At 73.8% G+C, this 24,178-nt stretch carries 19 protein-coding genes and 1 tRNA gene; 11 read left to right on the top strand and 9 right to left on the bottom strand.

What is annotated here, in order from left to right:
* Together VMN58_00365 and VMN58_00370 are read left to right on the top strand one after the other, a co-directional pair.
* On the top strand, positions 1-224 hold a 224-nt coding region (locus VMN58_00365), incomplete at its 5' end, for a deaminase (protein ID HUF31643.1).
* An 11-nt stretch (positions 225-235) separates the two neighbouring features.
* Positions 236-325, top strand: a tRNA-Ser gene (locus VMN58_00370).
* Between the two features lie 96 nt (positions 326-421).
* Here the strand turns inward: VMN58_00370 and VMN58_00375 are convergent.
* From VMN58_00375 to VMN58_00385, 3 genes are all read right to left on the bottom strand, one after another.
* The gene (locus VMN58_00375) at positions 422-1,036 is read right to left on the bottom strand and encodes a hypothetical protein (GenBank protein ID HUF31644.1); all 615 of its coding nucleotides are present in this window, start codon (positions 1,034-1,036) and stop codon (positions 422-424) included.
* Positions 1,037-1,170: 134 nt separating this feature from the next.
* Positions 1,171-3,309: a hypothetical protein gene (locus VMN58_00380; GenBank protein HUF31645.1), complete on the bottom strand. Its 2,139-nt coding sequence runs from the start codon at positions 3,307-3,309 to the stop codon at positions 1,171-1,173.
* A gap of 39 nt (positions 3,310-3,348) precedes the next feature.
* Complete coding sequence (locus tag VMN58_00385) at positions 3,349-4,119, bottom strand: deoxyribonuclease IV (GenBank protein ID HUF31646.1); 771 nt, start codon at positions 4,117-4,119, stop codon at positions 3,349-3,351.
* Between the two features lie 129 nt (positions 4,120-4,248).
* Here VMN58_00385 and VMN58_00390 point away from each other — a divergent pair, with 129 nt between their 5' ends.
* Entirely contained in the window at positions 4,249-10,185 is a 5,937-nt protein-coding gene (locus VMN58_00390) for a phosphatase PAP2 family protein (protein HUF31647.1), read from the top strand.
* An 83-nt stretch (positions 10,186-10,268) separates the two neighbouring features.
* Here VMN58_00390 and VMN58_00395 read toward each other — a convergent pair whose 3' ends face one another.
* A complete protein-coding gene (locus VMN58_00395; GenBank protein HUF31648.1) occupies positions 10,269-10,844 on the bottom strand; it encodes a hypothetical protein in 576 nt (191 codons plus the stop codon).
* 71 nt (positions 10,845-10,915) lie between these two features.
* Between VMN58_00395 and VMN58_00400 the strand changes: the two genes are divergently transcribed.
* Both VMN58_00400 and VMN58_00405 read left to right on the top strand, forming a co-directional pair.
* Positions 10,916-12,166 carry a diguanylate cyclase gene (locus tag VMN58_00400; protein HUF31649.1) on the top strand — a complete coding sequence of 417 codons (1,251 nt, stop codon included), beginning with the start codon at positions 10,916-10,918 and terminating at the stop codon, positions 12,164-12,166.
* Between the two features lie 203 nt (positions 12,167-12,369).
* Positions 12,370-12,717, top strand: a complete 348-nt coding sequence (locus VMN58_00405) for an STAS domain-containing protein (protein HUF31650.1) — start codon at positions 12,370-12,372, stop codon at positions 12,715-12,717.
* Between the two features lie 3 nt (positions 12,718-12,720).
* Here VMN58_00405 and VMN58_00410 read toward each other — a convergent pair whose 3' ends face one another.
* The 3 genes from VMN58_00410 to VMN58_00420 all read right to left on the bottom strand — a co-directional run bounded on the left by VMN58_00410 (position 12,721) and on the right by VMN58_00420 (position 16,813).
* Positions 12,721-14,523 carry an SLC13 family permease gene (locus VMN58_00410; protein HUF31651.1) on the bottom strand — a complete coding sequence of 601 codons (1,803 nt, stop codon included), beginning with the start codon at positions 14,521-14,523 and terminating at the stop codon, positions 12,721-12,723.
* A gap of 90 nt (positions 14,524-14,613) precedes the next feature.
* Positions 14,614-15,420, bottom strand: coding sequence for a slipin family protein (locus tag VMN58_00415; GenBank protein HUF31652.1), 807 nt, complete (start codon positions 15,418-15,420; stop codon positions 14,614-14,616).
* Positions 15,413-16,813 carry an NfeD family protein gene (locus tag VMN58_00420; protein HUF31653.1) on the bottom strand — a complete coding sequence of 467 codons (1,401 nt, stop codon included), beginning with the start codon at positions 16,811-16,813 and terminating at the stop codon, positions 15,413-15,415. The genes VMN58_00415 and VMN58_00420 overlap by 8 nt, the downstream gene beginning before the upstream one ends.
* A gap of 60 nt (positions 16,814-16,873) precedes the next feature.
* Between VMN58_00420 and VMN58_00425 the strand changes: the two genes are divergently transcribed.
* Entirely contained in the window at positions 16,874-17,326 is a 453-nt protein-coding gene (locus VMN58_00425) for an SRPBCC family protein (protein HUF31654.1), read from the top strand.
* Positions 17,327-17,496: 170 nt separating this feature from the next.
* Here VMN58_00425 and VMN58_00430 read toward each other — a convergent pair whose 3' ends face one another.
* Positions 17,497-19,254 (bottom strand): glycoside hydrolase family 36 protein, encoded by a 1,758-nt coding sequence (locus VMN58_00430; protein HUF31655.1) that lies wholly within the window; start codon positions 19,252-19,254, stop codon positions 17,497-17,499.
* 109 nt (positions 19,255-19,363) lie between these two features.
* On the bottom strand, positions 19,364-20,332 hold the full coding sequence (locus tag VMN58_00435) for an MBL fold metallo-hydrolase (protein HUF31656.1): 969 nt from the start codon (positions 20,330-20,332) through the stop codon (positions 19,364-19,366).
* 39 nt (positions 20,333-20,371) lie between these two features.
* Here VMN58_00435 and xseA point away from each other — a divergent pair, with 39 nt between their 5' ends.
* The 5 genes from xseA to VMN58_00460 all read left to right on the top strand — a co-directional run bounded on the left by xseA (position 20,372) and on the right by VMN58_00460 (position 24,177).
* Positions 20,372-21,760, top strand: coding sequence for an exodeoxyribonuclease VII large subunit (xseA, locus tag VMN58_00440; GenBank protein ID HUF31657.1), 1,389 nt, complete (start codon positions 20,372-20,374; stop codon positions 21,758-21,760).
* 25 nt (positions 21,761-21,785) lie between these two features.
* The gene (gene xseB, locus VMN58_00445; protein HUF31658.1) at positions 21,786-22,070 is read left to right on the top strand and encodes an exodeoxyribonuclease VII small subunit; all 285 of its coding nucleotides are present in this window, start codon (positions 21,786-21,788) and stop codon (positions 22,068-22,070) included.
* Between the two features lie 97 nt (positions 22,071-22,167).
* Complete coding sequence (locus tag VMN58_00450; protein HUF31659.1) at positions 22,168-23,238, top strand: polyprenyl synthetase family protein; 1,071 nt, start codon at positions 22,168-22,170, stop codon at positions 23,236-23,238.
* 2 nt (positions 23,239-23,240) lie between these two features.
* Positions 23,241-24,014, top strand: coding sequence for an SURF1 family protein (locus tag VMN58_00455; GenBank protein ID HUF31660.1), 774 nt, complete (start codon positions 23,241-23,243; stop codon positions 24,012-24,014).
* A 25-nt stretch (positions 24,015-24,039) separates the two neighbouring features.
* The gene (locus VMN58_00460; GenBank protein ID HUF31661.1) at positions 24,040-24,177 is read left to right on the top strand and encodes a hypothetical protein; all 138 of its coding nucleotides are present in this window, start codon (positions 24,040-24,042) and stop codon (positions 24,175-24,177) included.
* Position 24,178: the final 1 nt, after the last annotated feature.

Here is a 24,178-nt window from a genome sequence, read left to right on the forward strand (position 1 = left end):
TCACCCTCGAGCCCTGCCCCATGTGCGCCGGCGCCCTGGTTGCGGCCCGGTTGGGCACCGTCGTCTACGGCGCCGCCGACCTCAAGGCCGGCGCCGTCGGATCGCTCTACAACCTCTGCGCCGACCCTCGGCTCAACCACGAGGTGACGGTGGTGGCCGGCGTGGAGGCCGAGGCGTGCGCCGAGGCGCTGACCTCGTTCTTCGCCGGACGACGCGCCCGGTAACCTCGGCCGCTGGAGAGATGCCAGAGCGGACGAATGGGGCGGCCTCGAAAGCCGTTGTGGGTTTCGGCTCACCGTGGGTTCGAATCCCACTCTCTCCGCCAGTGTGATGTCGGGACGGCGAGGTCGCCCGCTGGGAGGAGGAGGAGGAGGAGGAGGAGATCCTCGACACGCTCTTCGACTGACCCGCCGGCGTCGGCTCAGGAGGCCTCACGCGCCCGCTGGACGCCGTCGACCCGCCGGCGGTCGAGGGTGACGAGCTCGTCGAAGGTGGCGCTGTAGGCGGTGAAGAGGGCGATCATCTCGTCGGAGGGCGTGGCGCCGTCGCCGTAGTAGGAGACGGCCCACTCCTTGCCGTCGCGATGCAGCGACCAGCGGAGGTCGTCGCCGGGGCGCACCACCCCGACGTCGGCCAGCAGTCGGCCGGCCTCACCGAGGAAGCGCCCGGTGGCGGCCCGGAGCCATGTCCCCCGCCGGCCGCGGAGGTACTCGCCGGAGTCGATCGCGCCCCAGGCCCTGGTGCCGCGGAGGAGGTGGGCCCAGTGGTCGTCGGCGCCGAGGTGGGCTTCGACGCAGGCCTCCATGTCGTCGAGCTGCTCGTCGAGGCGACGGCGGAGGTCGTCGAGCGCCGCCCGCCCCAGTGCTTCGACGCGCAGGGGGTAGCCCGCCAGCTCGGTCTCCACCAGCTCGGGGAAGCGACGGCGGCCGTGCGCAGCGGCCTCCTCCAGGAAGCGACGGCGCAGGACGTCGAGGGCGCGGAGCAACTCGGCGAGCCGGTAGTCGATCTCCTCGATGGCCGGGACCGATTCGCTCACGGCACCCCTCTCGTCTCGACATCAGCCGGCTCAGGATCAGCGCACGTCGCCGTGCTACCCGACAGCACGATCCCCCGCATTGACTCACGAGAAACCTCCGACGGGTGGCCGCCGCCACCCGTCGGTCAGGTCTGTCAGCTGTCCGGCTCGAGGTCCACCGTCCGCTGCCGGTGGCCAAGGACGAGGGTGATGGTGACGGGGACGTCGGTCGTGATGTCGAGCTCGACGCCGAGGGGCAGGCCGGTGCTGGCCAGATCGACGGTGAGAGACGCCACGCCGCTGAGCGTGCCGGAGAGCCGGTTCTCCGGGGTGACCGGGAGGAAGGTGCGGTCCTGGCCGGTGAGCACGTGAGGTGAGGAGCCGGGCACAGCCACCGCCATCACCTCGGTCAGCTCGGGGACGCGGTTGCGCACCGCGTGGGAGGTCAGGTCGACCTCGCCGGTGACGTCCCCGTCGCCATCGGCCACCACGTCCTGCACCCAGTAGGCGCCGTCCAAGGCGGCTCCCAGCTCGGTGGCGAGGTCGCGCAGGTGGCCGATGGTTGCTACGAAGCGTTCTCCCGATGGGGTCGCCCAGGTGTGGGGGCGGACCTTGAAGGTGACCCGCGCCGGGTCGGTGACCCGGCGGCGCCCGTGGACCCAGGTGCGCTCCCGGCTCCAGTCGTCGAGGATGGCGAAGCTGAAGTGCTCCTGTCCCGGGTGGAGGGCATAGCGGTACTCGTGTCCCAGCTCCTTGAAGCGTTCGGCCTGGCGGGTGACGCCGAGGACCGGGACCAGCTCGTCGTTGGTGCCGTGGACGATGAAGAACGGCACGTGGTTGGTGTTCTCCAGCTGGTGATAGGTGAGGCCCGGGTCGTTGGTGGTCGGGCTGCCGGTCCAGATGCCGTTGGTGGGCGGTCCCACCCACGAGACGCCGGCGGCCAGGAGCTCGGGCAGCAGCGTGCCGAGGCGGTAGGTGCCGTAGCCGCCCATGGAGTAACCCGAGGAGTAGGTGCGCTCGGGGTCGATCGTGAAGCGTCCGGTGACGTCGACCCAGGCCTCGAGGGTGTCGACGAGGGCCTCGTCGAGGTACCAGCCGCCGGTGCCGAGTGCGAGGGGCGTGATCGCCACCGCGCCGAGCCCGTCGCCCATCTGGTGGTACATGGTGCGGGAGTTGTACTGGTTGTGGATCTGGCCCAGCGAGTGAAGGATCAGGATCAGCGGCGTGGGCTCGTCGAGGTCGACGCCAGCCGGGATCCAAAGGGCATACGGCTGGTACTTCCCGCGGTAGGTGGGGAAGCCGCTGGCGTAGCCGCCGCCGAGGTCCTGGCGGCTCTCGAACACGGCGTTGTAGAGACCCGGCTCGCGGACCGGGCCTTCGACCTTGCCGTCGCGCAGTGAGGTGACGTCGAGGTCCTGGTGCATGGCGGACACGTCGCCGGAGCTGATTGCGGCGCCCTGGGCGACATCTCGGAAGTTGTCGCCGCTGGGCTCCTGGTCGTGGCTGTTGAACGCGAGGTCGATCACTCCCGCTGAGGTCCACGAGGTGTCCCCCCAGAGCCCGGCACCTGCGGTGAGGCGAAGCACGGGGTCGTCCGCGGCGGCACCGGGCACGATGAGCTCGACGGTGTTGGCGTCGAGGTCGACGGTCGGCGTAGCGAGGGTCGTGTCCCCATCGCTGGTGGTGAGGACAGCCGAGTCGCCGTTGGGAAGCACGGTCACGAACCGCTCCCACGGCGAAGAAACGCCCGCGCCGTTGGGCCAGTCCACGGGCTCTCCGCCAGGTGAGCCAAGTGCCAGGCCGAGGACGGGGGTGTCGTGGTCCCGCAGGGTGTTGAGGGTCACCCGCACGACGAGGTCGTCATCGTCGGCCCGCGCCCGCACCTCCACGATGTCGGCGGCGTTGTCGGCCCGCTCGCCGTCGTCGTAGACGAAGTCCTGGTGGACCCACTCACCGTCGTCGTAGCGGGCGGTCCCACCGATGCCAGTCGAGCCGGCGTACCAGCCGGGCTCGGGCACCTCGAGGTCGGGGTCCTTCGGATCCTTGGGCTTGTTCGAGTGGTCGGGCTTGTTCGGACGATCGGACGTCCCGGCGCCGGTGGGCTGCTGGTCGGCTGCCGGCGAAGCCACGACAGGGCCCGACCCGTGCTGGGGGGCGTCGGAGGCAGAGACGGCAGTCGTCAGTCCCAACAGGAGCAGCGGGGCGGTGACGGCCGCCAGCAGGCGGGGATGAGCTCGGCGCACGAAGGGCTCCTGTGTTGTCCGAACCGTGCCGTTCTGCACGGTTCGTAACAACGGTACGCAGACTATTGACCCGCGGGTCAAGGCGAGGGCTCAGCCTCCGAGGCGCTCGGTGAGGAAGGCGATGTCGTCCTTGACGCCCTCAGTGGCCGTCTCGCAGATCACCGGGGCGGCGGCGGTGCGCACCACCTCGACGAGGACGTCGGGGTCGATCTTGCCGGCGCCGAGGTGTTCGTGGCGGTCGCGGCCGGAGCCGGCGGCGTCCTTGGAGTCGTTGGCGTGGACGAGGTCGATGCGCCCGGTGATGGCGAGGATGCGCTCGGCGGCGCCCACCATCTCCTCCCCGGCAGCGTGGGTGTGGCAGGTGTCGAGGCAGAACCCCACACCCATGTCGCCGATGGCGTCCCAGAGGCGGGCGATGGTGTCGAAGTGGCGGGCCATGGCGTGGTCGCCGCCGGCGGTGTTCTCGAGGTACACCGGCACCTTGGTCTCGAGGCTCTTGATGCCCTTCACCCAGCGCTCGACGCCGGCCTCGACCGTCTCGTCGGCGGTGACGTGGCCGCCGTGGACGACGACGGCCCGGGCGCCGATCTCGGCGGCGGCGTCACAGGTCTGCTGGAGGACCTTGCGGCTGGGGATGCGGATCCGGTTGTTGGGCGACGCCAGGTTCACGATGTAGGGGGCGTGGACGTAGACGGGGATGGTGGCGTTGCGCAGGGCGTCGGCGTCGTCGCGGGGCTGGGGCTTCTTCCACCCCTGGGGGTCGGAGAGGAACAGCTGGACCGCCCCGGCGCCGGTGGCCTCGGCCACCGCCAGGGGGTCGTCGGTCTTCACGTGGGCGCCGATGGGCGGCAGTACGGCCATGGATCTCGACCGTACCGGGCTGGAGCTCCGGCCGCCCCGCACCCCGGCGGTCCGATCCGCCCGGTCGCGCCCCGAGAAGGGCCCTTTGGCCCCTTGTTGGGGAGGGAGGGCGCTCCGTAGCCTTCGGCCGTGGTGGGGGTGGCTGCGGCGCAGCAGAGCTCGACGCCTGCCGAGCCCGACGACGAGGGCAGGACGGGACGACAGCGACGGTGGGGCCGCGTGGCCGGCCGGCTCGCCAGCGCCGCGGTGGTCGCCGCCATCTTCGGGGCGATCTTCCCCAACCTCGTCGACATCTCGGCCACCGGCGCCGTCCTCACCTCCGAGGTGTCGACCGCCGAGCTGGTGGGCCTGGCGCTGCTGACGTTGGCGTCGCTGGTGGCGTCGTTCCTGGCGCTCATGGCGGTGCTGCCCGGCCTCGATATGGTGCGAGCGGGACTGGTCAACGTCACCAGCACGTCGGTGGCCTACGCCGTGCCCGGCGGCGGGGCGGCGGCGACGGGGTTGAGCGTCGCCATGCTCCGGTCGTTCGGCTTCGGTGGGGCTGCCATCGGCCGCGCCATCCTCGTCGGCGGCTGGTGGAACCTGGCGGTGAAGGTGGGCCTGCCCCTACTGGCGCTGGGCCTGCTGGGCGTCAGCGGTGGCGCCCGCGACGAGGTGCGCGCCGCAGCGGTGGTCGCCCTCGTCATCCTCGCCGGGCTGGTGGTCCTGGCGATCGCCGCCGCCACCGGCGAGCGCCCGGCGATTGCCGTCGTCCGGAGGGCCCTGCGGGTGGCGGCACCGGTGCTGCGGCGGGCGGGGTGGGTGCCGCCCGCCGACGTGGGCGCGAGGGTGGCAGCGTTCCGCTCCGACACCGGCGGGCTGATCCGGCGCCGCTGGATGTGGCTCACCGGCGCCACCCTCGCCTACCACCTGAGCCTCTTCGGTGTGCTGTGCATGGCGCTGGCCGCCGTGGGCGCACTGGAAGACGTGGGGGTACTGCCGGCGCTGGCGGTGTTCGCGGTGGTTCGCCAGCTCACCGCCGTGCCCGTCACCCCGGGCGGCGTCGGACTCGTCGAGCTCGGCCTGGTGGGGGGCCTCCACCTGGCGGGTGCCGGCCTCGAGGACGCCACCGCCGCGGTGTTGCTCCACCGGGGCTTCACCTACCTCCTCTACCTGCCGGCCGGCATCCCCACCTACGTCGCCTGGCTCCGGCTGCGCCGGCACGACCCGGCGCCGGTGGCCGTCGAGCCGGCCGAACGCGCCAACCGGACCGGGTGGCGGCCGGGGTGGCAGCCGGGGTGGCGGCCCCTCGAGCGTGCACGCCTCGTGGTGTCGGTCGTCGCCCTGGTCGGGCTGTGGCTGGCCGCCAGCGGCGCCCGCCCCGGCCGGCTCGAGGTCGACCTCTTCGGCCTCGTCAACCGGTTGCCCGACGCCCTCATGCCAGTGCTGTGGCCGGTGATGCAGCTGGGGTGGATCGGCGCCGCGGTGGCGTGGTCGACGGTGACGCTCGTCCGGCGGGGGCCGGGCCGGGCGGTCGCCCTCCTCGGGGCCGGGACCACGGCATGGGTGCTGGCCAAGGTGGTCAAGGACGTGGTGGGGCGGGGCCGCCCGGGGGCGCTGCTCGAGGAGGTGGTGCTCCGCGGCGACGCGCCCGTGGGCGGCCTGGGCTTCGTCGCCGGGCACACCGCGGTGGCCGCCGCCCTGGTGACGGTGGCGGCGGCCACGGCCAGGCGCCGCACCCGCTGGGTGCTGTGGGGGTTGGTGGCCCTGGTAGGCGTGGGCCGGGTCTACACCGGCGCCCACCTCCCGCTCGACGTCGTCGCTGGCGCCGCCCTCGGCTGGGGGGTGGGCATCGCGGTGCGCTGGCTGAGCGGGACACCGGTTCGCGCCCCCAGCCCGCGGGCCGTCACCGCCGCGGTCGGGTCCCTCGGCATCGATGTCGAGGGGTTGGTGGAGCGGCGTCGGGAGCCGCCGGGGGCGGCGACGTTCGTGGGCCGCGCCACCGACGGCCGCCGGATCTTCGTCAAGGCCATCGGCCGCGACCAGTGGGACGCGGAGGTGGGCCACCGCCTCTGGCGGCTGCTGGCGTTCCGGGAGGCGGGCGACGAGGCGCCGTTCTCCACCGCCAAACAGCAGCTCGAGCACGAGGCCTACCTGCTGGCCCTGGCCCGCGCCGCGGGGGCGAGGGTCCCCGTGGTGGTCTCCACCGTGGCGGCCGGCGCCGACTGGCTGCTGGTACTCGAAGGAGTCGACGGCACCCCCCTCGCCGAGCTTCCGGCCGAGCGATGGGACGACGAGCTCCTCGGCGCCGTGTGGCGGCAGGTGGCCCTGCTGCACCGCTCCGGGATCGCCCACCGCCAGCTTCGACCCGACCACGTCCTCGTCGACGATGACGGCCGGCCTTGGCTGGTCTCCCTGCAGTGGGCGGAGGCCGGTGCCTCGCCCGGGACCCGGGCCGCCGACACCGCCGAGCTGCTGGTCACCGCCGCTGCCGCGGTGGGGCCGGAGGTGGCGGTGGCCGCCGCCGTCGAGGGCCTTGGGCCCGCAGCGGTGGCCGAGGCCGTCCCACTCCTGCAGCCCCTCGCCCTCACCCCGCCCACCCGAGCTGCCCTCGCGAAGAGCCCGGCGCTGCTGGCGGAGGTAGCCGCAGCCGTTGCCGGCACCACCGGCTCCCCACCGGCGCTCCCCCAGCGGCTGGTCCGCCGCCCCCTCCACCCACCGACCCTGCTCGTCGCCGCCCTCGCCAGCGCCGTCGTCTACCAGGTGGTAGCGGGCGTGTCGGGGGTGAGTCAGACGGTGCGGGCCCTCGGCGGCATCGAGGCCGGCTGGCTGGTGGCCACGGTCGCGGCGGTGGTGCTGGGCTATGTCTCGGGCGCCGTTGCCCTGCTCGCCTCCTCCGGCCGCCCCCTGGCGCTGGGCCGCACCGTCGTCGCCCAGCTGGTCGGCTCGGCGGTGTCGACCACGGAGTGGCCGAGGACCGGCGCCCTCCTGGCGAGTGCCTCCTACCTGCGGGCGGTGGGCGTGGACCCGGCCCGGGCAAGAGGCGCGGCGCTGGCCACCGGCACCGCGGGGGCGGTGATCCACACTGCCGCGGTCGCCGGTGTGGGGGTGTGGCTGGTGGTCGCCATGCCCCGCACCGGCGGGCCGATGCAGCGGTGGCTGCCGATGGTCGCCTTCGCCGCGGCCATGGCCGTGGTCGGCGTGGTGGCCTCGGCGCCGTTGCGCCGGGTGCTGCGCGGTGGCGTGGGGTCGGCCCGGCGGGCGTTCATCGGCGTGGTGCGCGGGCCGGGCCGAGCAACGATGCTCCTCGGCGGGGCCGCCGGGGTGACAGCCATGACCACCGCCGCGTTCCTCATGTCGCTGGCGGCGGTGGGTGGTCGGGTCTCGGTGCCGGGCGGCGTGCTGCTGTACCTCGTGGTCGCCGCCCTGGCGCCGCTCGCCCCATTCCCTGGTGGCATCGGCCTGGTCGAGCCGGCGCTGGCCGGCGGGCTCATCGCCCTCGGGGTCTCACCAGGTCAGGCGGCGAGCGGGGTGATCCTGTTCCGCCTCGTGACCTACTGGTTGCCGGTGGGCCCGGCGTGGCTGGCGCTGCGCCGCCTCCCCCTGCGCACCGACGACCGTGACCCCGCGTCCGAGGCGGGCGAGGACGACCTCGATCACGACGACGGCGACGTCGTCGCCGAGCTGGCCGGCGCGCCCGTCCCCGCCACCCGCTACTACCGCCACCCCGCCGACGCCGCGCGCGCCGTGACCGGGATCGTGCTGGGCCTGACGGTGGCGCTCTTCGCCGGCGGTGGGATGCTCCTGCCGGTCGAGGTCGACGCCTTCCGCCTGGTGAACCGCCTGCCGAGCCTGCTGTTCGCGCCGGTCAACGCCATCATGCAGGCGGGGTGGGCCGGCGCCGTGCCCCTCGCCGCCGGCGTGGCCGTCATCGCCCGCCGCCGGCGCCTCGCCCTCGACCTGCTGGTGGCGGGCCTGTCGGCGTGGCTGCTGGCCAAGGTGGTCAAGTCGCTGGCCGACCGGGGGCGCCCGGGAGCGCTGCTCGACGAGGTCGTGCTGCGAGGGGCAAGCGAGGGCGGCCTCGGGTTCGTGTCCGGCCACGCCGCGGTGGCCGCCGCCATCGCCACCGTGGCGAGCGGCCACGTTCGCCGGCCGGTGCGGTGGGCGCTGTGGGCGGTGGCGGTGGGGGTGGGCATCGGCCGGGTGTACGTGGGCGCCCACTTCCCGCTCGACGTGGTCGCCGGAGCGGCGCTCGGGTGGGCCATCGGCAGCCTCGTCCACCTGGCACGGGGCACCCCGGGGCACCTGCCGGCGCCGACCGATGTGGTGGGCGCTCTGCGAGACCTCGGGATGCGGCCCGCCGGGGCCCGGTGGGTGGCCGCCGACGCCCGGGGGTCGATCCCCTTCGAGGTGACCACCGCCGAGGGCGGGCGGCTGTTCGTCAAGGCAATGGGCCGCGACCAGCGCGACGCCGACCTGCTGTTCAAGCTGTGGCGCTTCGTCGCCTACCGGGAGACCGAGGACGAGGCGCCGTTCACCACCCCCAAGCGCCAGCTGGAGCACGAGGCATACCTGACGATGCTCGCCGCCTCCGCCGGGGCGACGGTCCCCAAGGTGGTCTCCACCGGCGGCGACGAGGAGGGGGTCACCTACCTCGTCCTCGAGCACGTCGACGGCACGGTGCTCGCTGATCTCGGCGCCGACTCGATCGACGACGAGCTGCTCGACCGGTTGTGGGCCCAGGTGGCGCTCCTCCACGCCGCGGGCATCGCCCACCGCGACCTTCGGGCGTCCAACGTGCTGGTCGACCCCGACGGGCAGCCGTGGCTGGTGGACTTCGGCTTCGCCGAGGCGGGCGCCGGCGACGACCGGCTCCGGCGCGACGTCGCAGAGCTGCTGGCGTCGAGCGCCTTGCTCGTTGGTGCGGAGCGGGCGGTGGGGGCCGCGGTGCGGGCGCTCGGGCCGACCCAGGCGTGGGAGGCGGCGCACTTCGTGCAGCCGTTCGTGCTGTCGCGCGCCACGCGCACCGCGGTGCGACGGCGGCCGGCGCTGCTATGGCTGCTGCGCAGCGACCTCGCCGATGCCGCCGGGCGCCCCGACCCGACGCCGGAGCGCGTCGTCCGGGTCGGGATGCCACAGCCCATGACCCTGTCGGTGATGGTCGTGGTGGCCTACGGCGTGTACCACACCCTCGTCACCGCCACCGGGGTGCGCGACCCACTGGGCATCGTGGGCGACGGGTCGCTGCGCTGGCTGGGGATCGCTGTCTTGGGCGTGGTCGTCGGCCACCTGACCGGGGCGGCCAAGCTCATCGCCGCCGCACGTCACCACCTGGCGCTGGGTCGCACGGTGGTGGCGGTGGCGGCGGCGTCGCTCGTGGCACGGACGTCGGCGCTGGGGCTGGAGGCGCCGGGCTACACCGCCCTGTACCTCGAGCGCAGCGGCCTGCCGCGGGCCCGGGCCCGCGGCGCCGCCAACCTCGCGGTGGTGGCCGCGATGGCCGGGCGGGTGGTGGGCTGCGCGGTGGCGCTGGCACTGGCGATCACCGGGCCGGCCAGCGACGAGATCGCCGACGGCCCGTGGGAGCTGGTGGCGGCGGGCATCGCCGTCGGCGCCCTCTTCGGGGTCGCCCCCGCCGTGATGCGACGGGCGCACCTGGTGGAGGCCATGCAGTCGCTGCCGTCACCCCGGGAGCTGACCCACCACGTCGGGATGCTGGTGGGCCTTGTCCTCGGGGCGGCGGGCTCGACGGTTGCGTTCATGGTCTCGGCGGTGGCGGTGTGCCGGGCGGTGGGCGTCGAGCAACCCGCCGCGGTGATCGCCGCCGTGTTCCTCCTCGCCGCCGGGGCCGCGGTGCTGGCGCCCGTGCCGGGCGGGGTCGGCGTGGCCGAGGTGTTCGCCGCCTTCGGGCTCATGGTGGCGGGCACACCCACCGGGTCGGCGGTGGTCGCCGCCGTGGTGTTCCGCCTGGTGACGTTCTGGCTGCCCCTCGCCCCCGCGCTGTGGGCCAGCCGGGTGCTGCACGTGTGGGTGGCGCCGGGAGCCACCGCCGAGCGCCCGGCGACGGGCGAGCCTCAGGAGGGCTGAGGGCCGGCGAACGAGTCCTCTGATGGCGCGGAAATGACCCTCGCCGCCCGCCGCCGCCGCACCGACCCCGAGCCGGCCGCCGCTCATTGACCCCGGGGCTGCTCCCCGGTGCCGGCGCCCGCCGGCCACGCCAGGCACACCAGCTCGTCGACGAGCGCCTCGATCTCGTCCATGACGCGCTCATAGTCCTTGTGCCGCGACCCGATGGGGTCAGCCACGTCGTCGTCGCCGATGTCGCCCGCCAGCTCAGACGTCCGCCGGCCGTGGCCCGCCACCGCCAGCCACTCGGCCAGGCTCTGGTCGGCTCGCCGGGGTCCCACCCGCCCGCCTCGCCGCACCAGCTCGCGCAGCGTGAAGGTGCGGGCGAAGGCGTCGTGGTCGAGCACCGCCGCCTCCCGGACGTGCTGGCGGGTCATCCCCACCACCAGGTCGGCGTCGCCGACCATCGCCGGGGTCAGCTGCCGGCTCTGCTGCCCGGTGGGCTCGATCCCGCGGTCCCGCAGGGCCCGGTCGGTCCGCTCGTCGACCGCCACCCCGCCCTCGAGCGACCCCGCCGACGACACCGTCACCGACCCCAGCGGGGCCAGGCGGGCGCGCAGCACCGCTTCGGCGAAGGGCGACCGGCACTGGTTGCCTGTGCAGAGGACGAGGATCTCGATCGCCTGAGGCTACGGCCCCGGCGGACCCCGTCTGATCAGGGCGCAAAAGGTGCTTTAGGTACAGAGGGGCCGTGCCGAACAACTCGGGTGTGGAGGACAACCGCCTGCCCACCGCCACGGCCACCGCCCCGGCATCCGATCTCTTCGATCAGCTGCCCGACGCCCTCGTGGTGATCGACGGCACCGGGACCGTCACCCGTGGCAACCGTGCGGCGGAGCGGATCATGGGGCGCTCCGCCGGCGGGCTCGTCGGGATCAACGGCTTGGACCTCGTGCACCCGGACGACTTCCACCTCGCCGCCCTCTCCCTGTCATCGGTCGAGGGCAAGGAGGTCGGCACCCCCATCGAGCTGCGCATCGCCACCGACCACGGGTGGCGCCTCATCGAGCTGGTCGGCGCCCCCCTCGATGACGGCCACATCGTCCTGTCCATGCGGGACCTGACCGAACGGCGACGCTGGGAGGTCGCCGGCGGCGACGTGGCCAGGTTCCGCACCTTGGTCCAGCACGCCACCAGCCTCACGATGCTCCTCGACGCCGACGGGGTGGTGACCTCGGCGTCCGGCGCCCTCAGCCGCCAGCTCGGACTCGACCCCGAGCTGGTCTGCGACCACCCGCTGGTGCAGATCGTCCACCCCGACGACCGCATCCTCGTGCGGGCCGCGATCGTCGCTGCCACCGGCAGCGACCCGGGTGCGGCGCCCACCCCCGTGGAGGCCCGCCTGTCCGGCCACGAGGGTCACGTCCCGTTCGAGCTGACGATCGTCTCCCTGCTCGACGACCCCACCGTCAGCGGCCTCGTCGTCTCGGGCCACGACATCACCCGCCTCCGCGCCGCCCAGGAGACCCTGGCCGAGCTGGCCCACTTCGACTCGCTGACCGGGCTGCCCAACCGTCGTGCGTTCGACGCCGCCCTCGAGGACCAGTGGCGGCTCACCGCGCGCGACGGCGTCGACTCCTACGTGATCGTGGTCGACCTCGACGAGTTCAAGGAGCTCAACGACCGTCACGGCCACGCCACCGGCGACGAGGCGCTGCGACAGGTCGCCCACGCACTGCAACGGTGCGTCCGCAGCACCGACGCCGTGGCCCGCCTCGGCGGCGACGAGTTCGGCATCATCCTCATCCGCTGCGGCGGCGAGGCCGCCGCCATCGGCTTCGCCGCCGAGCTCGACGACCGCATCAGCGAGGCGTGCAACAACCTGCCCGCGCCCCACGTCGGCCTCAGCCTCGGCTACGCCTCCCTGCGCGCCGCCGACTCGGCCCCCGCCGCCCTCCACCACGCCGACCTCGCCATGTACGCCAAGAAGCGGAGCCGGTAGCGCGAGGAGACGAGGGCGCCGTCGGGGCGGCGGCCTTCGAGCGGCTGCGGGGCTCTGTGCGCCGATGACTAGGTCTGTCCGGTGTGTCCGAATGGCCCGTTGTAGCCATGGACGGCGGCGGCACGTTGGCGGATGGTTGTTGTGTGCCTCTTGGTCCCCCTCGTCCGCTTTCACCAGCGTCGAAGGTCCAGACCGCAGGCCACATGACCGCTGATGAGGAGACCACCATGACCGCCACCATGTCGACCGCTCCCACGGGAGTGCACACCATCTCCCTGACCGGAGACCTCGACTCCCGATCTGGCATCGAGGTGACCGTCCTCCTCAGGCTCACCCAGGCACCGCACCTCTGCCTCGACGTGACCGCGGTCGGCCAGATCTACGCCGACGGGCTACGGGCCCTGATGCTGGCCACCCGCAAGGCACAACGCGGTGGCCTCGCCGTCACCGTCACCGGCGCCCGACCGACCGTTGCCCTCATGCTCTCCATGGCCGGCATCCGCAGCACCGGCGACGATCGCCGAACCGCCCACCTCGCGGTGGCCCGCTGAGGCTCAGAAGGGCCAGGCGAGGGGCACCACCAGCACGGTGATGCCCACCGTGGCCACCGACAGGGGCAGGCCCAGGCGGGCGAAGTCGCCGAAGCGGTAGCCGCCCATCCCGTAGACGATGGTGTTGGTCTGGTAGCCGATGGGGCTGAGGAAGCTGGCCGAGGCCCCCACGGCGATGGCCATGGCGAAGGGGCGGCCGTCGAGTCCCGCCGCCGAGGCGGTGGCCATGCCGATCGGGAACATGAGCACCGCGGCGGCGTTGTTGGTGATCACCTCGGTGAGCAGGGTGGTGGCGAGGAGCACCCCGAGCAGCAGGCCCACGTTGCCCCAGCCACCGAAGGCGTCGACCAGGCCGCCGGCCAGCACCTCGGAGAGGCCGCTGGTGGCAAGGGCCTGGCCGATGCCGAAGCTGGCGGCGATCATCACGATCACGTCGATGTCGACCGCCGCCCGGGCCTCGGCCGGCGACAGCACCCGCAGGCCCACCATGGCGAAGCCGGCCAGCAGCGCCCCTTGGAGGATGTCGAGCCACCCGATGCCCACCACCACCAGCAGGGCCAGGATGGTCAGCTCCACCCACCGGGCCTTGTCGCGCCGTGGCGGTCCGGCCTCGTCGAGGGTGGAGACCACCAGGAAGTCGTGGTGGTCGCGCAGGCGCTTGGGCAGCCCGGCGTCGGCCAGCACCAGCAGCACGTCGCCGGGCCGCAGGCGCACCGTGCCCAGCTTGCCGCCCACCCGCTCGCCCGCCCGGTGGATGGCCACCACCGCGGCGGCGTACTGGTTGCGGAAGTCGGCCTCCTTGAGGGTGGACCCCACCAGCGACGAGCGGGGCGCCACCACCATCTCGTGGAAGTGGCGCGACCCGTCGCCCGCGGCGGCGAAGTGGCGCTCCTCGGCCGGGACCAGGCCGGTCAGGCGGTGCAGGTCGACCACCCGGCCCACGTTGCCGGCGAAGGTCAGGCGGTCGCCCACCTCGAGCACCTCGTCGGGAGCCACCGGTGCCAGCACCCGCCCCTCGCGCTCCAGCTCCACGAGGTAGACGCCCTCGAGGTTGCGCAGGCCGCCGCCCGCCACCGTCTCGCCGTCGAGGGGGCTGCGGTCGGCCACCACCATCTCGACGGTGAACTCCCGTGAGCCCGGCCCCACCAGCTGCGGCGGGCGCCGCTCCGGCAGGAGGCGGGGGGAGGCCACCACCAGGATCACGTAGGCGACCACCGCGACCGGCACCCCCACCCGGGCGATCTCGAACAGGCCCATGGGCTCGTCGCCCGATGCCTCGAGCAGGCCCGACACGATGAGGTTGGTGGAGGTGCCGATGGCGGTGATGAGACCGCCCACGATGGCGGCGAAGCTGAGCGGCATGAGCAGGGTCGAGGCCGGCCGGCCGGTCTGGCGCGACCAGGCCACCACCCGCGGCGCCAGCATGGCCACGATGGTCGTGTTGTTGAGCAGCGCCGAGGGCACCAGGCCGGCGGGGAGGAAGCGGGCCAGCTCGGCCCGGCGCGCCCCGCCGCCGCCCCGGCCCGCCCCGCCGCTGCCCCGGCCCGCCCCGGGCAGGGTCCGGCGGGTGAGCCACTCCAGGGCGCCGGTGGCCTCCACCGCGGCGGCCACCACGTAGAGGGCGGCGACGGTGATGGGGGCGGGGTTGGAGAACCCGGAGAACGCCTGGGACGCGTCGGTCACGCCGATGACGAACAGTGCGGTGGTGGCCCCGAGGATGGTGGCCGCCGGCGGCACCCGCTCGGTGACCAGCACCATCAGGGTCACCATCACCACGGCGAGGGTCACCCAGGCGTCGGCGGTCACGACACGCAGTCTGCCTGCTGGCCCGCCCGGCTCGGCGACCCTCAGGACAGGGCGCCGGCTACGCCCCTACGGGCAGGGCGGCGAGGAGGTCTACCCCTCAGTCTGGATGCTCGGTCCTGGCGGGGTGACGTCACTGTTCTCGCCGCGGAAGGTGTCGAAGAACCTGAGCATCTCCATCGGTACCGGGAACACGAGCGTGGAGTTGTTCTGCCCGGCGACGTCGACCATGGTCGACAGCACGCGCAGCTGCATGGCGGCGGGGTGGCGCTCGAGGATGGCGGCGGCCTCGCCCAGGTTGTCGGCCGCCTCACGCTCACCGAGGGCCTGGATCACCCGGGCCCGGCGGTCTCGCTCGGCCTGGGCCTGGCGGGCCATGGCCTGGCGCATGGAGTCGGGCAGCTCCACGTCCTTGACCTCCACCAGCGTCACCTTCACGCCCCACGGGTTGGTGAGGTCGTCGATGATCGTCTGAAGCTGGGAGTTGATCTGGTCGCGGTTGATCAGCAGCTCGTCGAGGTCGACCTGGCCGAGGATCGAGCGCAGGGTGGTCTGGGCCACCTGCGAGGTGGCGTAGCGGTAGTTCTGGATGGCCACCACCGCCTTCACCGGGTCGATCACGTTGAAGTAGGTCACCGCGTTGACCTTGATGGTCACGTTGTCCTTGGTGATCACGTCCTGGGGCGGGATGTCGGCGGTGACGGTCTGCAGGTTCACCTTCACCATGCGGTCGATGATCGGCACGATGAAGAAGAGTCCCGGTCCCTTGGCACCGGTGACCCGGCCCAGCCGGAAGATCACCCCCCGCTCGTACTCGTCGACGATCTTGACCGCGGCCACGATGATCGCCACCACGACGAACACCGCCGCGCCGATCCCGTAGAGCAGTGCCTCATCCATCGGTGTGCCTCTCCTGTTGGGTTGTCTGATCTTCGGTCGTGGGCCCAGCGGACGCGGGGCGGCCGGCGGGCGCGGGGGTGACGTGGGTGACGACGAGCTCGAGGCCCTCCACCGCGACGACCTTCACCTCGTCGCCGGCAAAGAGGGGGGCATCGGCGCTGCGCAGCGTCCACCAGCCGCCCTCCACCAGGGCCTGGCCCTTCACGCCGTCGCCCCGGCGCACGGTGACCACCTTGCCCTCGAGCACGCCGGCGCCCGTGGTCGACGACGTACCCCGCTGGGCGCGCATGGCGAGGCGGCCTGCCACCACCACCAACCCACCCACCACCAGGGCGGTGGGCAGCAGCACGGCGATGCTCACGCCGGGAGCGGCAGCGTCGTCGAAGAGGAACACGCCGCTGAGCACCAGGGAGGCTGCGCCAAGCACGGCGAAGACCCCGATGCCGGGGGCGAACACCTCGGCGGCGAACAGCGCCACGGCCAGGGCGAGGAACAACAGGCCGGTGACGTCGACGGCAAGCACCGACAGCGAGAACATGGCCAGCACGATCAGCGACGCCCCGATGATGCCGCCGGCGCCGATGCCTGGGCTCGCCAGCTCGTAGATGACGCCGAGCGTGCCGATGCTGAGGAACAGGAAGGCCAAGTTGGGATCGGCCAGGGTCTTGAGGATGCGGCGGAACAGGCCCAAGTCGAAGGTGTCGACCGCGGCGCCGGCGGTGCGCAGGGTCACGACGGCGCCGCTGGCGAGGGTGACCTCGGTGCCGTCGACCTCGTCGAGCAGCTCGTCGAGGCTGCCGGCGATGAGGTCGACCACCCCCAGCTCGAGGGCCTCGTTGGCGCTGGCCGAGCGGCCCTTGCGGACGCTGTCGACGGCGAAATCGACCGGGCGATCGCGGGCCTGGGCGATCGACTCGGCCAGGGCGGCAGCGTCGTTGACGATCTTGCGGGCCACGTCGCCGCCCTCCAAGTCGACCGGGGTGGCGGCGCCAATGGCGGTGCCCGGCGCCATGGCGGCGATGTGGGCGGCGTAGGTGATGATCGCCCCCGCCGAGGCGGCCCGCGCCCCCCGGGGCGCGACGTGGACGACCACCGGCACCTCGGCCTCGAGGAAGGCGGAGGTGATCTGGCGCATCGAGGTGTCGAGCCCGCCCGGGGTGTTCATGCGCAGCACGTAGGCGTCGTAGCCCTCGTCGGTGGCCCGGGCCACGCCATCGGTGATCTGGTCGGCGGTCACCGGTCCGATCATGTCGTCAAGGGTGGTCACCAGCACGCGTGACCGACCGTCCTGGGCCACCGCTCCGACGGCGCCGAGGACGAGGCCCGACCCCCCGAGGAGCAGGCACAGCAGCGCGGCTGGCAACAGCCGCCGGGGCCGTCGAAGGAAGGCCATCGCCCCAACAGGATGCCCGCTCGGGGTGGCGTAGGTGGGTCAACGGCGTAGCCTCGCCCCATGACCGACAAGCAGGTGTCCGGCACCCGGGTGATCGACGCGACGCCAGAGGCGATCTTCGCCGTCCTGGCCGACCCGACCAAGCACCCCCTCTTCGATGGCTCCGGCACGGTGCGGGAGTCCAAGTCGTCGGGTGGCGAGCGCCTCGCCATGGGATCCAAGTTCGGGATGAGCATGAAGATGGGCGTCCCCTACGGCATCACCAACACCGTGGTGGAGTTCGAGGAGGGCCGGCGCATCGCCTGGCGCCACGCTGGCCGGCACCGCTGGCGCTACGAGCTCGAGCCCGTCGACGGCGGGGCGCGGACCCAGGTGACCGAGACCTTCGACTGGGGCCCCGCGATCGCCGGCGTCACCTATCCCCTCGTCGGCATCCCCGCCAAGAACAAGAAGGCCATCGACGCCACGCTGGAGCGCCTCGACGCCATGCTCGCCAGCGGCACCGCCGGCTGAGGTTGTCGCTTGCGGCGGCCGCGACGACGGTCGCTCGCCCCTACTCGACGATCAGCTGGGCGAACATGCCGTGCACGAAGTGGGGCGGGTCCCCGCCCTCGATGTGCGTGCGGCTCACTCAGCCGACCTCGAGGCTGGCGGCCATGCGTGTGGTGGAGGAGGTCGCGCCCTCAGCTCGAGCGGGTGACGACCGCGGTCGCGTCGTCAGGGTCGCCCACCAGGTGGACGGTGCCGGCGCTGAGGAGGCGGGGCGCGGCCGACGACATGAGGTCGTCGCAGCGGGGCGCGGCGCCGGCACGGGCGGCGTCGTCGGCGATCCGGCCGAGGCACACCACCTCGTCGAGCAGCTCTCGGGCGCCGTCGCCGAGCAGGGCGAGGTCGTCCGACACCAGGGCCATGCCCCCCGAGGCGCCCACCGCCAGCGCCCAGGCCCGGGCCGCGTCAGGGCCCATCCGGGTCTCGGCGGTGCGCAGCATCACGCAGTCGGGGTCGTTGAGCCACAGCCGTCGGTGCATGAACGCCCGGGTGAGGGTGTTGACCCACGCGTTGCGGGTGGCGGGCTCCACCTCGAGGTAGCCGGGCGGGTTCCACTGGTCGTGCTGCACCTCCCACCAGGGGGCCACGTCGGCACCGATCCGCATGCCGTCGACGATGCCGACACCGACGCCGAGGGGGAGCCCACAGCCGAGGAGGAACGCCTTCTTGCCCGCCCCCCGGCGCACCGCCTCCATGCCGGCGCGGACCCGCTGGGCGGGGGTGCGCGACGGGTCGGCGAACATGCCGTCCATGGAGGGGGCGTAGGTGAAGTCGAGCTTCAGGTAGGGGAAGCCGGCGTCCACCAGGTGGGCGGCGACGCCCTCGATGTGGGCCAGCACCTCGGGGATGGTGGTGTCGAGGGTGTGCACCTGCCCGCCCCACCCGGGGTTGACCATGCCGATGAGGGGCTTGCCGCTGGTGTGGGGGGCGATCCAGTCGGGGTGGGCGGTGGCGACCTCGGAGTCGGGCCCGACCAAGAACGGGGCCAGCCAGATGCCGGGCGTGACCCCGGCCGCCTCGATGTCGTCGGCGAGTGCGTCGAGGCTGGAGGGGAAGCGCTCGTTGGTGCGCAGCCAGTCGCCGATGTCGGCCTGGTAGCCGTCGTCGAGCTGGAAGACCTCGAAGGGCCAGTCGCCGGCCAGGGCCAGGTTGGCCCGCAGGGCGTCCTCGGAGATGTCGTGGAAGTAGTGGTACCAGGAGCACCACCCCACCTGGAAGGCGGCCCCGGTGCGAGCCATGCCGGCCTTGCCCACGCGCGCCGCCCACGACTCGAGCAGCTCGGGGGCGCTGCCCCGGGGGCCGTCGACGACGGTCACCACGTGTAGCGGCCGCTCCTCGGCGGGCGCCAGCACCGCGCCACCGAAGAAGGCTTCGGCGGAGAGCGTCACGTGCCGGTCGTCGGTGAGCGAGGCCCGAATGGTGCCGTCGTGCTCGGTGCCGCCGAGGAAGCCGATCAGGCGCAGATCGTCGCCCACGCCGAGGTCGAGCACCGTGACCATCTCGGAGCGCAGCACGCCTTCGGCGGCCACGGTCGCGTCCGCATGGTGCATGCCCCGCACCAGAGACGGGGCGCCCATCGCCCGGGACGGGTCGGTGTCGACGCCGAGCACGGCCACGCCGGTGCGGCTCCATGACTGGTAGCCGTTGCGGAAGAAGCGGGGGGTCTCGCCGGCCGGGCCGGCGTCCCACGTCAGGCTCACGGAGGTCACGGCGAGCGGGGCGTCGGTGGTGTTGACCACCGACCAGGCCCAGCCGTCCTTGGTCTCCTGCACGGCGACCATCAACGGACCGACCGCGGTGGTGCCCGAGCCGGTGACCGGCGCCCGATGGTGGTCGCCCTCGTCACCCGGCAGCCGGACGACCAGGTGAGGCCGTCCCAGCGAGCTCAGCACGGGCGATCCGGGTTCTCATGGCGGAACCTGCCGCTTCGCGGAACAAAAGGTGTGCGAGGCGCAAGGAGGCGCCACGAGAACACGTCCGATCGGTGGGCGAGCGGCGCCATCAGTGAGGGTGCGGGTGGGTGTGACCGCCGCCCGCGCTTCCGCCGCCCGCACCGCCGTCGCCCGAGCCCTTGCGGGTGTCGAACCAGCGCTGGAAGCCGGCGGCGTTGGAGTGCACGCCGTTGAGGGCCTCGAGCTTCTCGACGTGGGCGGGGTCGACGCCCTCCATGTCGTCGCCGAAGGCGTCCTCGAGGGCGGCGGCGATGTCGCGGTCCTCCCGCCACGCCTGCTCGGCCACCGCCGCCCACCGGCGCAGGGTGCCGGCGGCTTCGTCGAGGACGCTGAGGGTGTCGGGCACCAGACCGTAGTGGGCCAGGGCGATGCCCGACGGCCGCCGCTCGGAGAACCGGTGCAACGACCCCAATGCCTGGTCGAGGTCGAAGTCGGGCGGCGGGGTGGAAGGGCGTAGCACCCCGCCGTCGGGCAGGCGCACCCCCACGGCGTCGCCGGCGAAGAGGATCCCCGACTCGGAGTCGTGCAGGGCCAGGTGGTGCTTGGCGTGGCCGGGTGAGTCGACGGTGGTGAGGGTGCGCCCGGGGCCGATGGTGATCTCGTCGCCGTCGTCGAGGACCTTGATGCGCTCGGACGGGGTGGGGTCGAGGCGGCCGTAGAGGGTGTCGAGCAGGTCGCCGTAGACCATGGCCGCCGATCGCACCAGCTTCTCGGGGTCGGCCAGGTGACGGGCGCCCTTCTCGTGCACGTAGACGGTGGCCTTCGGGAAGGCCCGGGCCACATCGCCCACTCCGCCGGCGTGGTCGAGGTGGATGTGGGTGACGGCCACGCCCGCCAGGTCGTCGGCGGCCACGCCGAGCTCGTCGAGGGCGGCCAGCAGGGCGGGCACCGACGACTGGCTGCCCGTCTCGACCAGCACCGGCTCCGGCCCCTCGATGAGGTAGCCGGCGGTCACCCGCTCCCACCCCCCGAGCAGCGTGTCGATCTCGATGACCCCGGGCCCGATCCGCGTCGCCATGGCCGCAACGCTAGGCCGGGCGGCGGCCATGATGGGTGCGTGACCGAGACCGGCCAGGGCGCGCTCTTCGCCGAGGAGCCCACGCTCGCGGTCGGCGAGGTGGTGGCCACGCTCGCCCGGGCGGTGGCCGCCGCCTTCCCCGCCGAGGTCTGGGTCCGGGGCGAGGTTGACGGCCTGCGGGGCGCCAACGCCAACGGCCACAGCTACTTCACCCTGGGCGAGAAGGTCAGCCGCCGGGGGCCGGCCACCACGTTGGAGGCGGTGCTGCTGGCCGGCGACCGCCGCCGCATCGAGCGGACCCTGGCCGCCCACCCCGACTTCCGCCTGGCGAACGGGCTCGAGGTGCGGGTGAAGGGCCGGGTCTCGTACCGCTTCGGCCGGGTGCGCCTGGCCATCTCCGAGATCGACCCGGTCCACACCCTCGGCCAGCTGGCCGTGGCCCGGGCCCAGGTCCTGCGGGCCCTGGCCGACGAGGGCCTGCTCGACGCCAACGCCCGCCGGCCGCTGCCCGCCGTGCCGCTGCGGGTGGGCCTGGTCACCAGCGCCGGCAGCGCGGCGTGCGAGGACGCCCTGGCCGAGCTGCGAGGAAGCGGCCTCGGGTTCAAGGTGCTGCTGGCCGACGCCCGGGTGCAGGGCGCCGAGGCCGAGAACGCCGTGCTGCGGGCCCTGCGCCTGCTCCAGCGGCGCTGCGACGTGGTGCTGCTGGTGCGCGGCGGCGGGTCGCGCACCGACCTGGCCACCTTCGACAGCGAGCGCATCGCCCGGGCGGTGGCCGCCTACCCCGTCCCGGTCATCACCGGCGTGGGCCACGAGATCGACACCAGCGTGGCCGACGAGGTGGCCCACACCGCCTGCAAGACCCCCACCGCGGCGGCCGCCCTGCTGGTCGAGGAGGTGCGCCGCGCCCTCAACCGGGTGGAGGCCGCCTGGACCGGCGTGGCCCACCAGGCGAGGGTCAGCACCGCCCTGGCCGACGAGCGCCTCGACGACCGTGCCGCCGCCCTCGCCCGCCGGGCCGTCACTGCCGCGGCGGGCCAGCGCAGCCGCCTCGACACCGCCGCCGACCGCGTCGACGTCCTCACCCGCGTCGACCTCGGCCGGGCGGCCAGCCGCCTCGACGAGGCCTTCCGCCGGATGGCGCCCGCCCGCCTCGACGCCCGCCTCCGCCGCCTTGAATCGTGGCTCCACGGCGCTGCCGGCCACCTCCGGCGCCGGGCCGCCGGGGCCACCGCCCGTCAGGCGACCGCCGTCGAGGTGCTCGCCGCCCGCGTCGACGCCGTCGACCCCGCCCGGGCCATGGCCCGGGGATGGTCGCTCACCCGCACCGCCGACGGCCGCCTGGTGCGCTCGGCGGGCGACGTGGTCCCCGGCACCCGCCTCGTCACCACCGTGGCCGACGGCACCGTCGCCTCCACGGTCGACCCGTGACCGCCCGCCGTCCATACTCGGGCCCGTGAGCGACCCCGCCACCCCCGACGCCGCCACCCCCGACGGCGGCCCGAACGACGACCCGAACGACGACCCGAACGACGTCAGTGGCGTGCGCTACGCCGACGCCGTCGACGAGCGCGAGGCCATCCTCACCGAGCTCGAGGACGACAGCATCGACGTCGACGTCCTCGCCACCAAGGTGGCGCGGGCCGCCGCCCTCATCCGGCTGTGCCGGTCGCGGATCAGCGAGACCCGCCTCGAGGTGGAGCGCATCGTCGCCGACCTCGACCCCGACGAGCCCAGCTGACCCGGCTCGGCCAGCCGGCGGCCGGCGGGGCCGGCTGCCCATGAACAGCGAGGCACCCGTATCGTTGTGCCTTCCCCCGGACGGTCAGGAGCCACCTGTGCAGGCGAGCACGTCGGGCACCACGGCACCCAGCAGCCTCATGGAGATCGGCCAGCGGGCCGAGCAGCGCGTCCGCACCCTGCTCGACGCCGAGGTCGCCCGATGGTCGGCCGTCGACCCCGAGCTGGCTGCCCCCATCGAGACGCTTGCCGAGCTGGTGATCGGCGGGGGCAAGCGCCTACGCCCCGCGTTCTGCCACTGGGGCCACGTCGGCGCCGGGGGCGACCCTGCCGACCCCGCGGTGGCCGACACCGGCGCCGCCCTCGAGCTGCTCCACGCCTTCGCCCTCGTCCACGACGACGTCATGGACGGCTCCGACCTCCGCCGCGGCAGGCCGGCCGCCCACCGAACGTTCATCGGCCGCCACGAGTCGGCCACCTGGAAGGGAGAGGCCCGCCGCTTCGGCGAGGGGGTGGCGATCCTCATCGGCGACCTCGCCTTCGTCTACGCCGACCTCCTCATGGTCGATGTCCCCCGGGCCGCCCGCGAGGTCTACGACGAGCTCCGCGTCGAGCTCAACATCGGTCAGTACCTCGACATCCTCGGCACCGCCCGCGGCAGGGTCGACCTCGCCGGCGCCCGCCGCATCGCCACCTACAAGTCGGGCAAGTACACCGTCGAGCGCCCCCTCCACATCGGCGCCGCCCTCGCCGGCCGCCTCGACGACCTCGAGGTCCCGCTCAGCGCCTACGGCCTCCCCCTCGGCGAGGCCTTCCAGCTGCGCGACGACGTGCTCGGCGCCTTCGGCGACGCCGGCGACATGGGCAAGCCCGTCGGCGACGACCTGCGGGAGGGCAAGCCCACGCCCCTGCTGGCCCTCGCCGTCGACGGTGCCGACCGGGCCCAGGCCCGGCTCCTCGACCGAGTGGGCGAGACCGACCTCACCGACGACGAGGTCGCCGACCTCCAGGAGGTGCTGGTGGCCACCGGCGCCCGCGCCGCGGTGGAGGACAGCATCACCCGCCTCACCGGCGAGGCGGTCGCCGCCATCGAGGCCTCGCCCCTCGCCGAGGAGGCCAGGGTGGCGCTCGGCGAGCTCGCCGCCTACGTCGCCTGGCGCGACCGCTGACCGTGTCCGGCCACGAGCGGCCGTTCTGGCTCCGCCCCAAGTGGGTGGTGGGCCACGTGCTGATCGTGGTGCTGGTGATCCTCGCCATCAACCTCGGGTTCTGGCAGCTGCGCCGCCTCGACGAGCGGCAGGTGTTCAATGCCGAGGTGGCAGCCCGCACCGAGGTGGCCCCAGTGCCGATCGGCCAGCTGGTCGACCCCGATGACGGGGTGGAGGTCGGCAGCGAGGTCCGGTTCCGACGGGCCACGGCCGAGGGGGTCTACGACCCGGAGCAGGAGGTGCTCATCCGGTCCCGGTCCCTCGACGACCGTCCCGGCCACTGGCTGGTCACGCCCCTCGCGCTCGACGACGGCACCGCGGTGGCCGTCAACCGCGGCTTCGTGCCCTTCACCAGCGAGCCGGCCATCGCCTTCGCCGCCGCCCCGCCACCGACGGGTCGGGTGGTGGTGACCGGCCTGGTGCTCGCCAGCCAGGAGCGCCAGGGCATCGGACCCACCGACCCCGCCGAGGGCAGACTCGACGCGCTGGTGCGGGTCGACCTCGGGCGCCTGGCCCAGCAGCACGACGGCAGCGACCTGCTGCCGGTGTACCTCCAGCTCGAGACCCAGGACCCGCCCCAGGAGGGCCGCCTCCCCGTCCCCCTCCCCCCGCCGGAGCAGGGCGAGGGCAGCCACCTCGCCTATGCCGGCCAGTGGTTCCTCTTCGCCGCCGTCGGGGCCATCGGCTGGCCGGTCCTCCTGCGCCGCACCGCCCAGGAGGAGCGCCCGAGGCGCTGAGCGCGAGAGCACCACCGAGTGGCGAGTGCTCGAGGTGACCGGCGCCGACCTCCGCGACGACCCCAACGTGGTCGGGGTGGTGCTCAACGTCCAGGGCTGGCACCTCGGCCGTCCCGCCCCCGTCGACGGCAACGCCCAGGACCCCGCCCAGGGCATGGCCTAAC

This window comes from Acidimicrobiales bacterium (genome assembly GCA_035512495.1).
Lineage (GTDB): Bacteria > Actinomycetota > Acidimicrobiia > Acidimicrobiales > CADCSY01 > DATKDW01.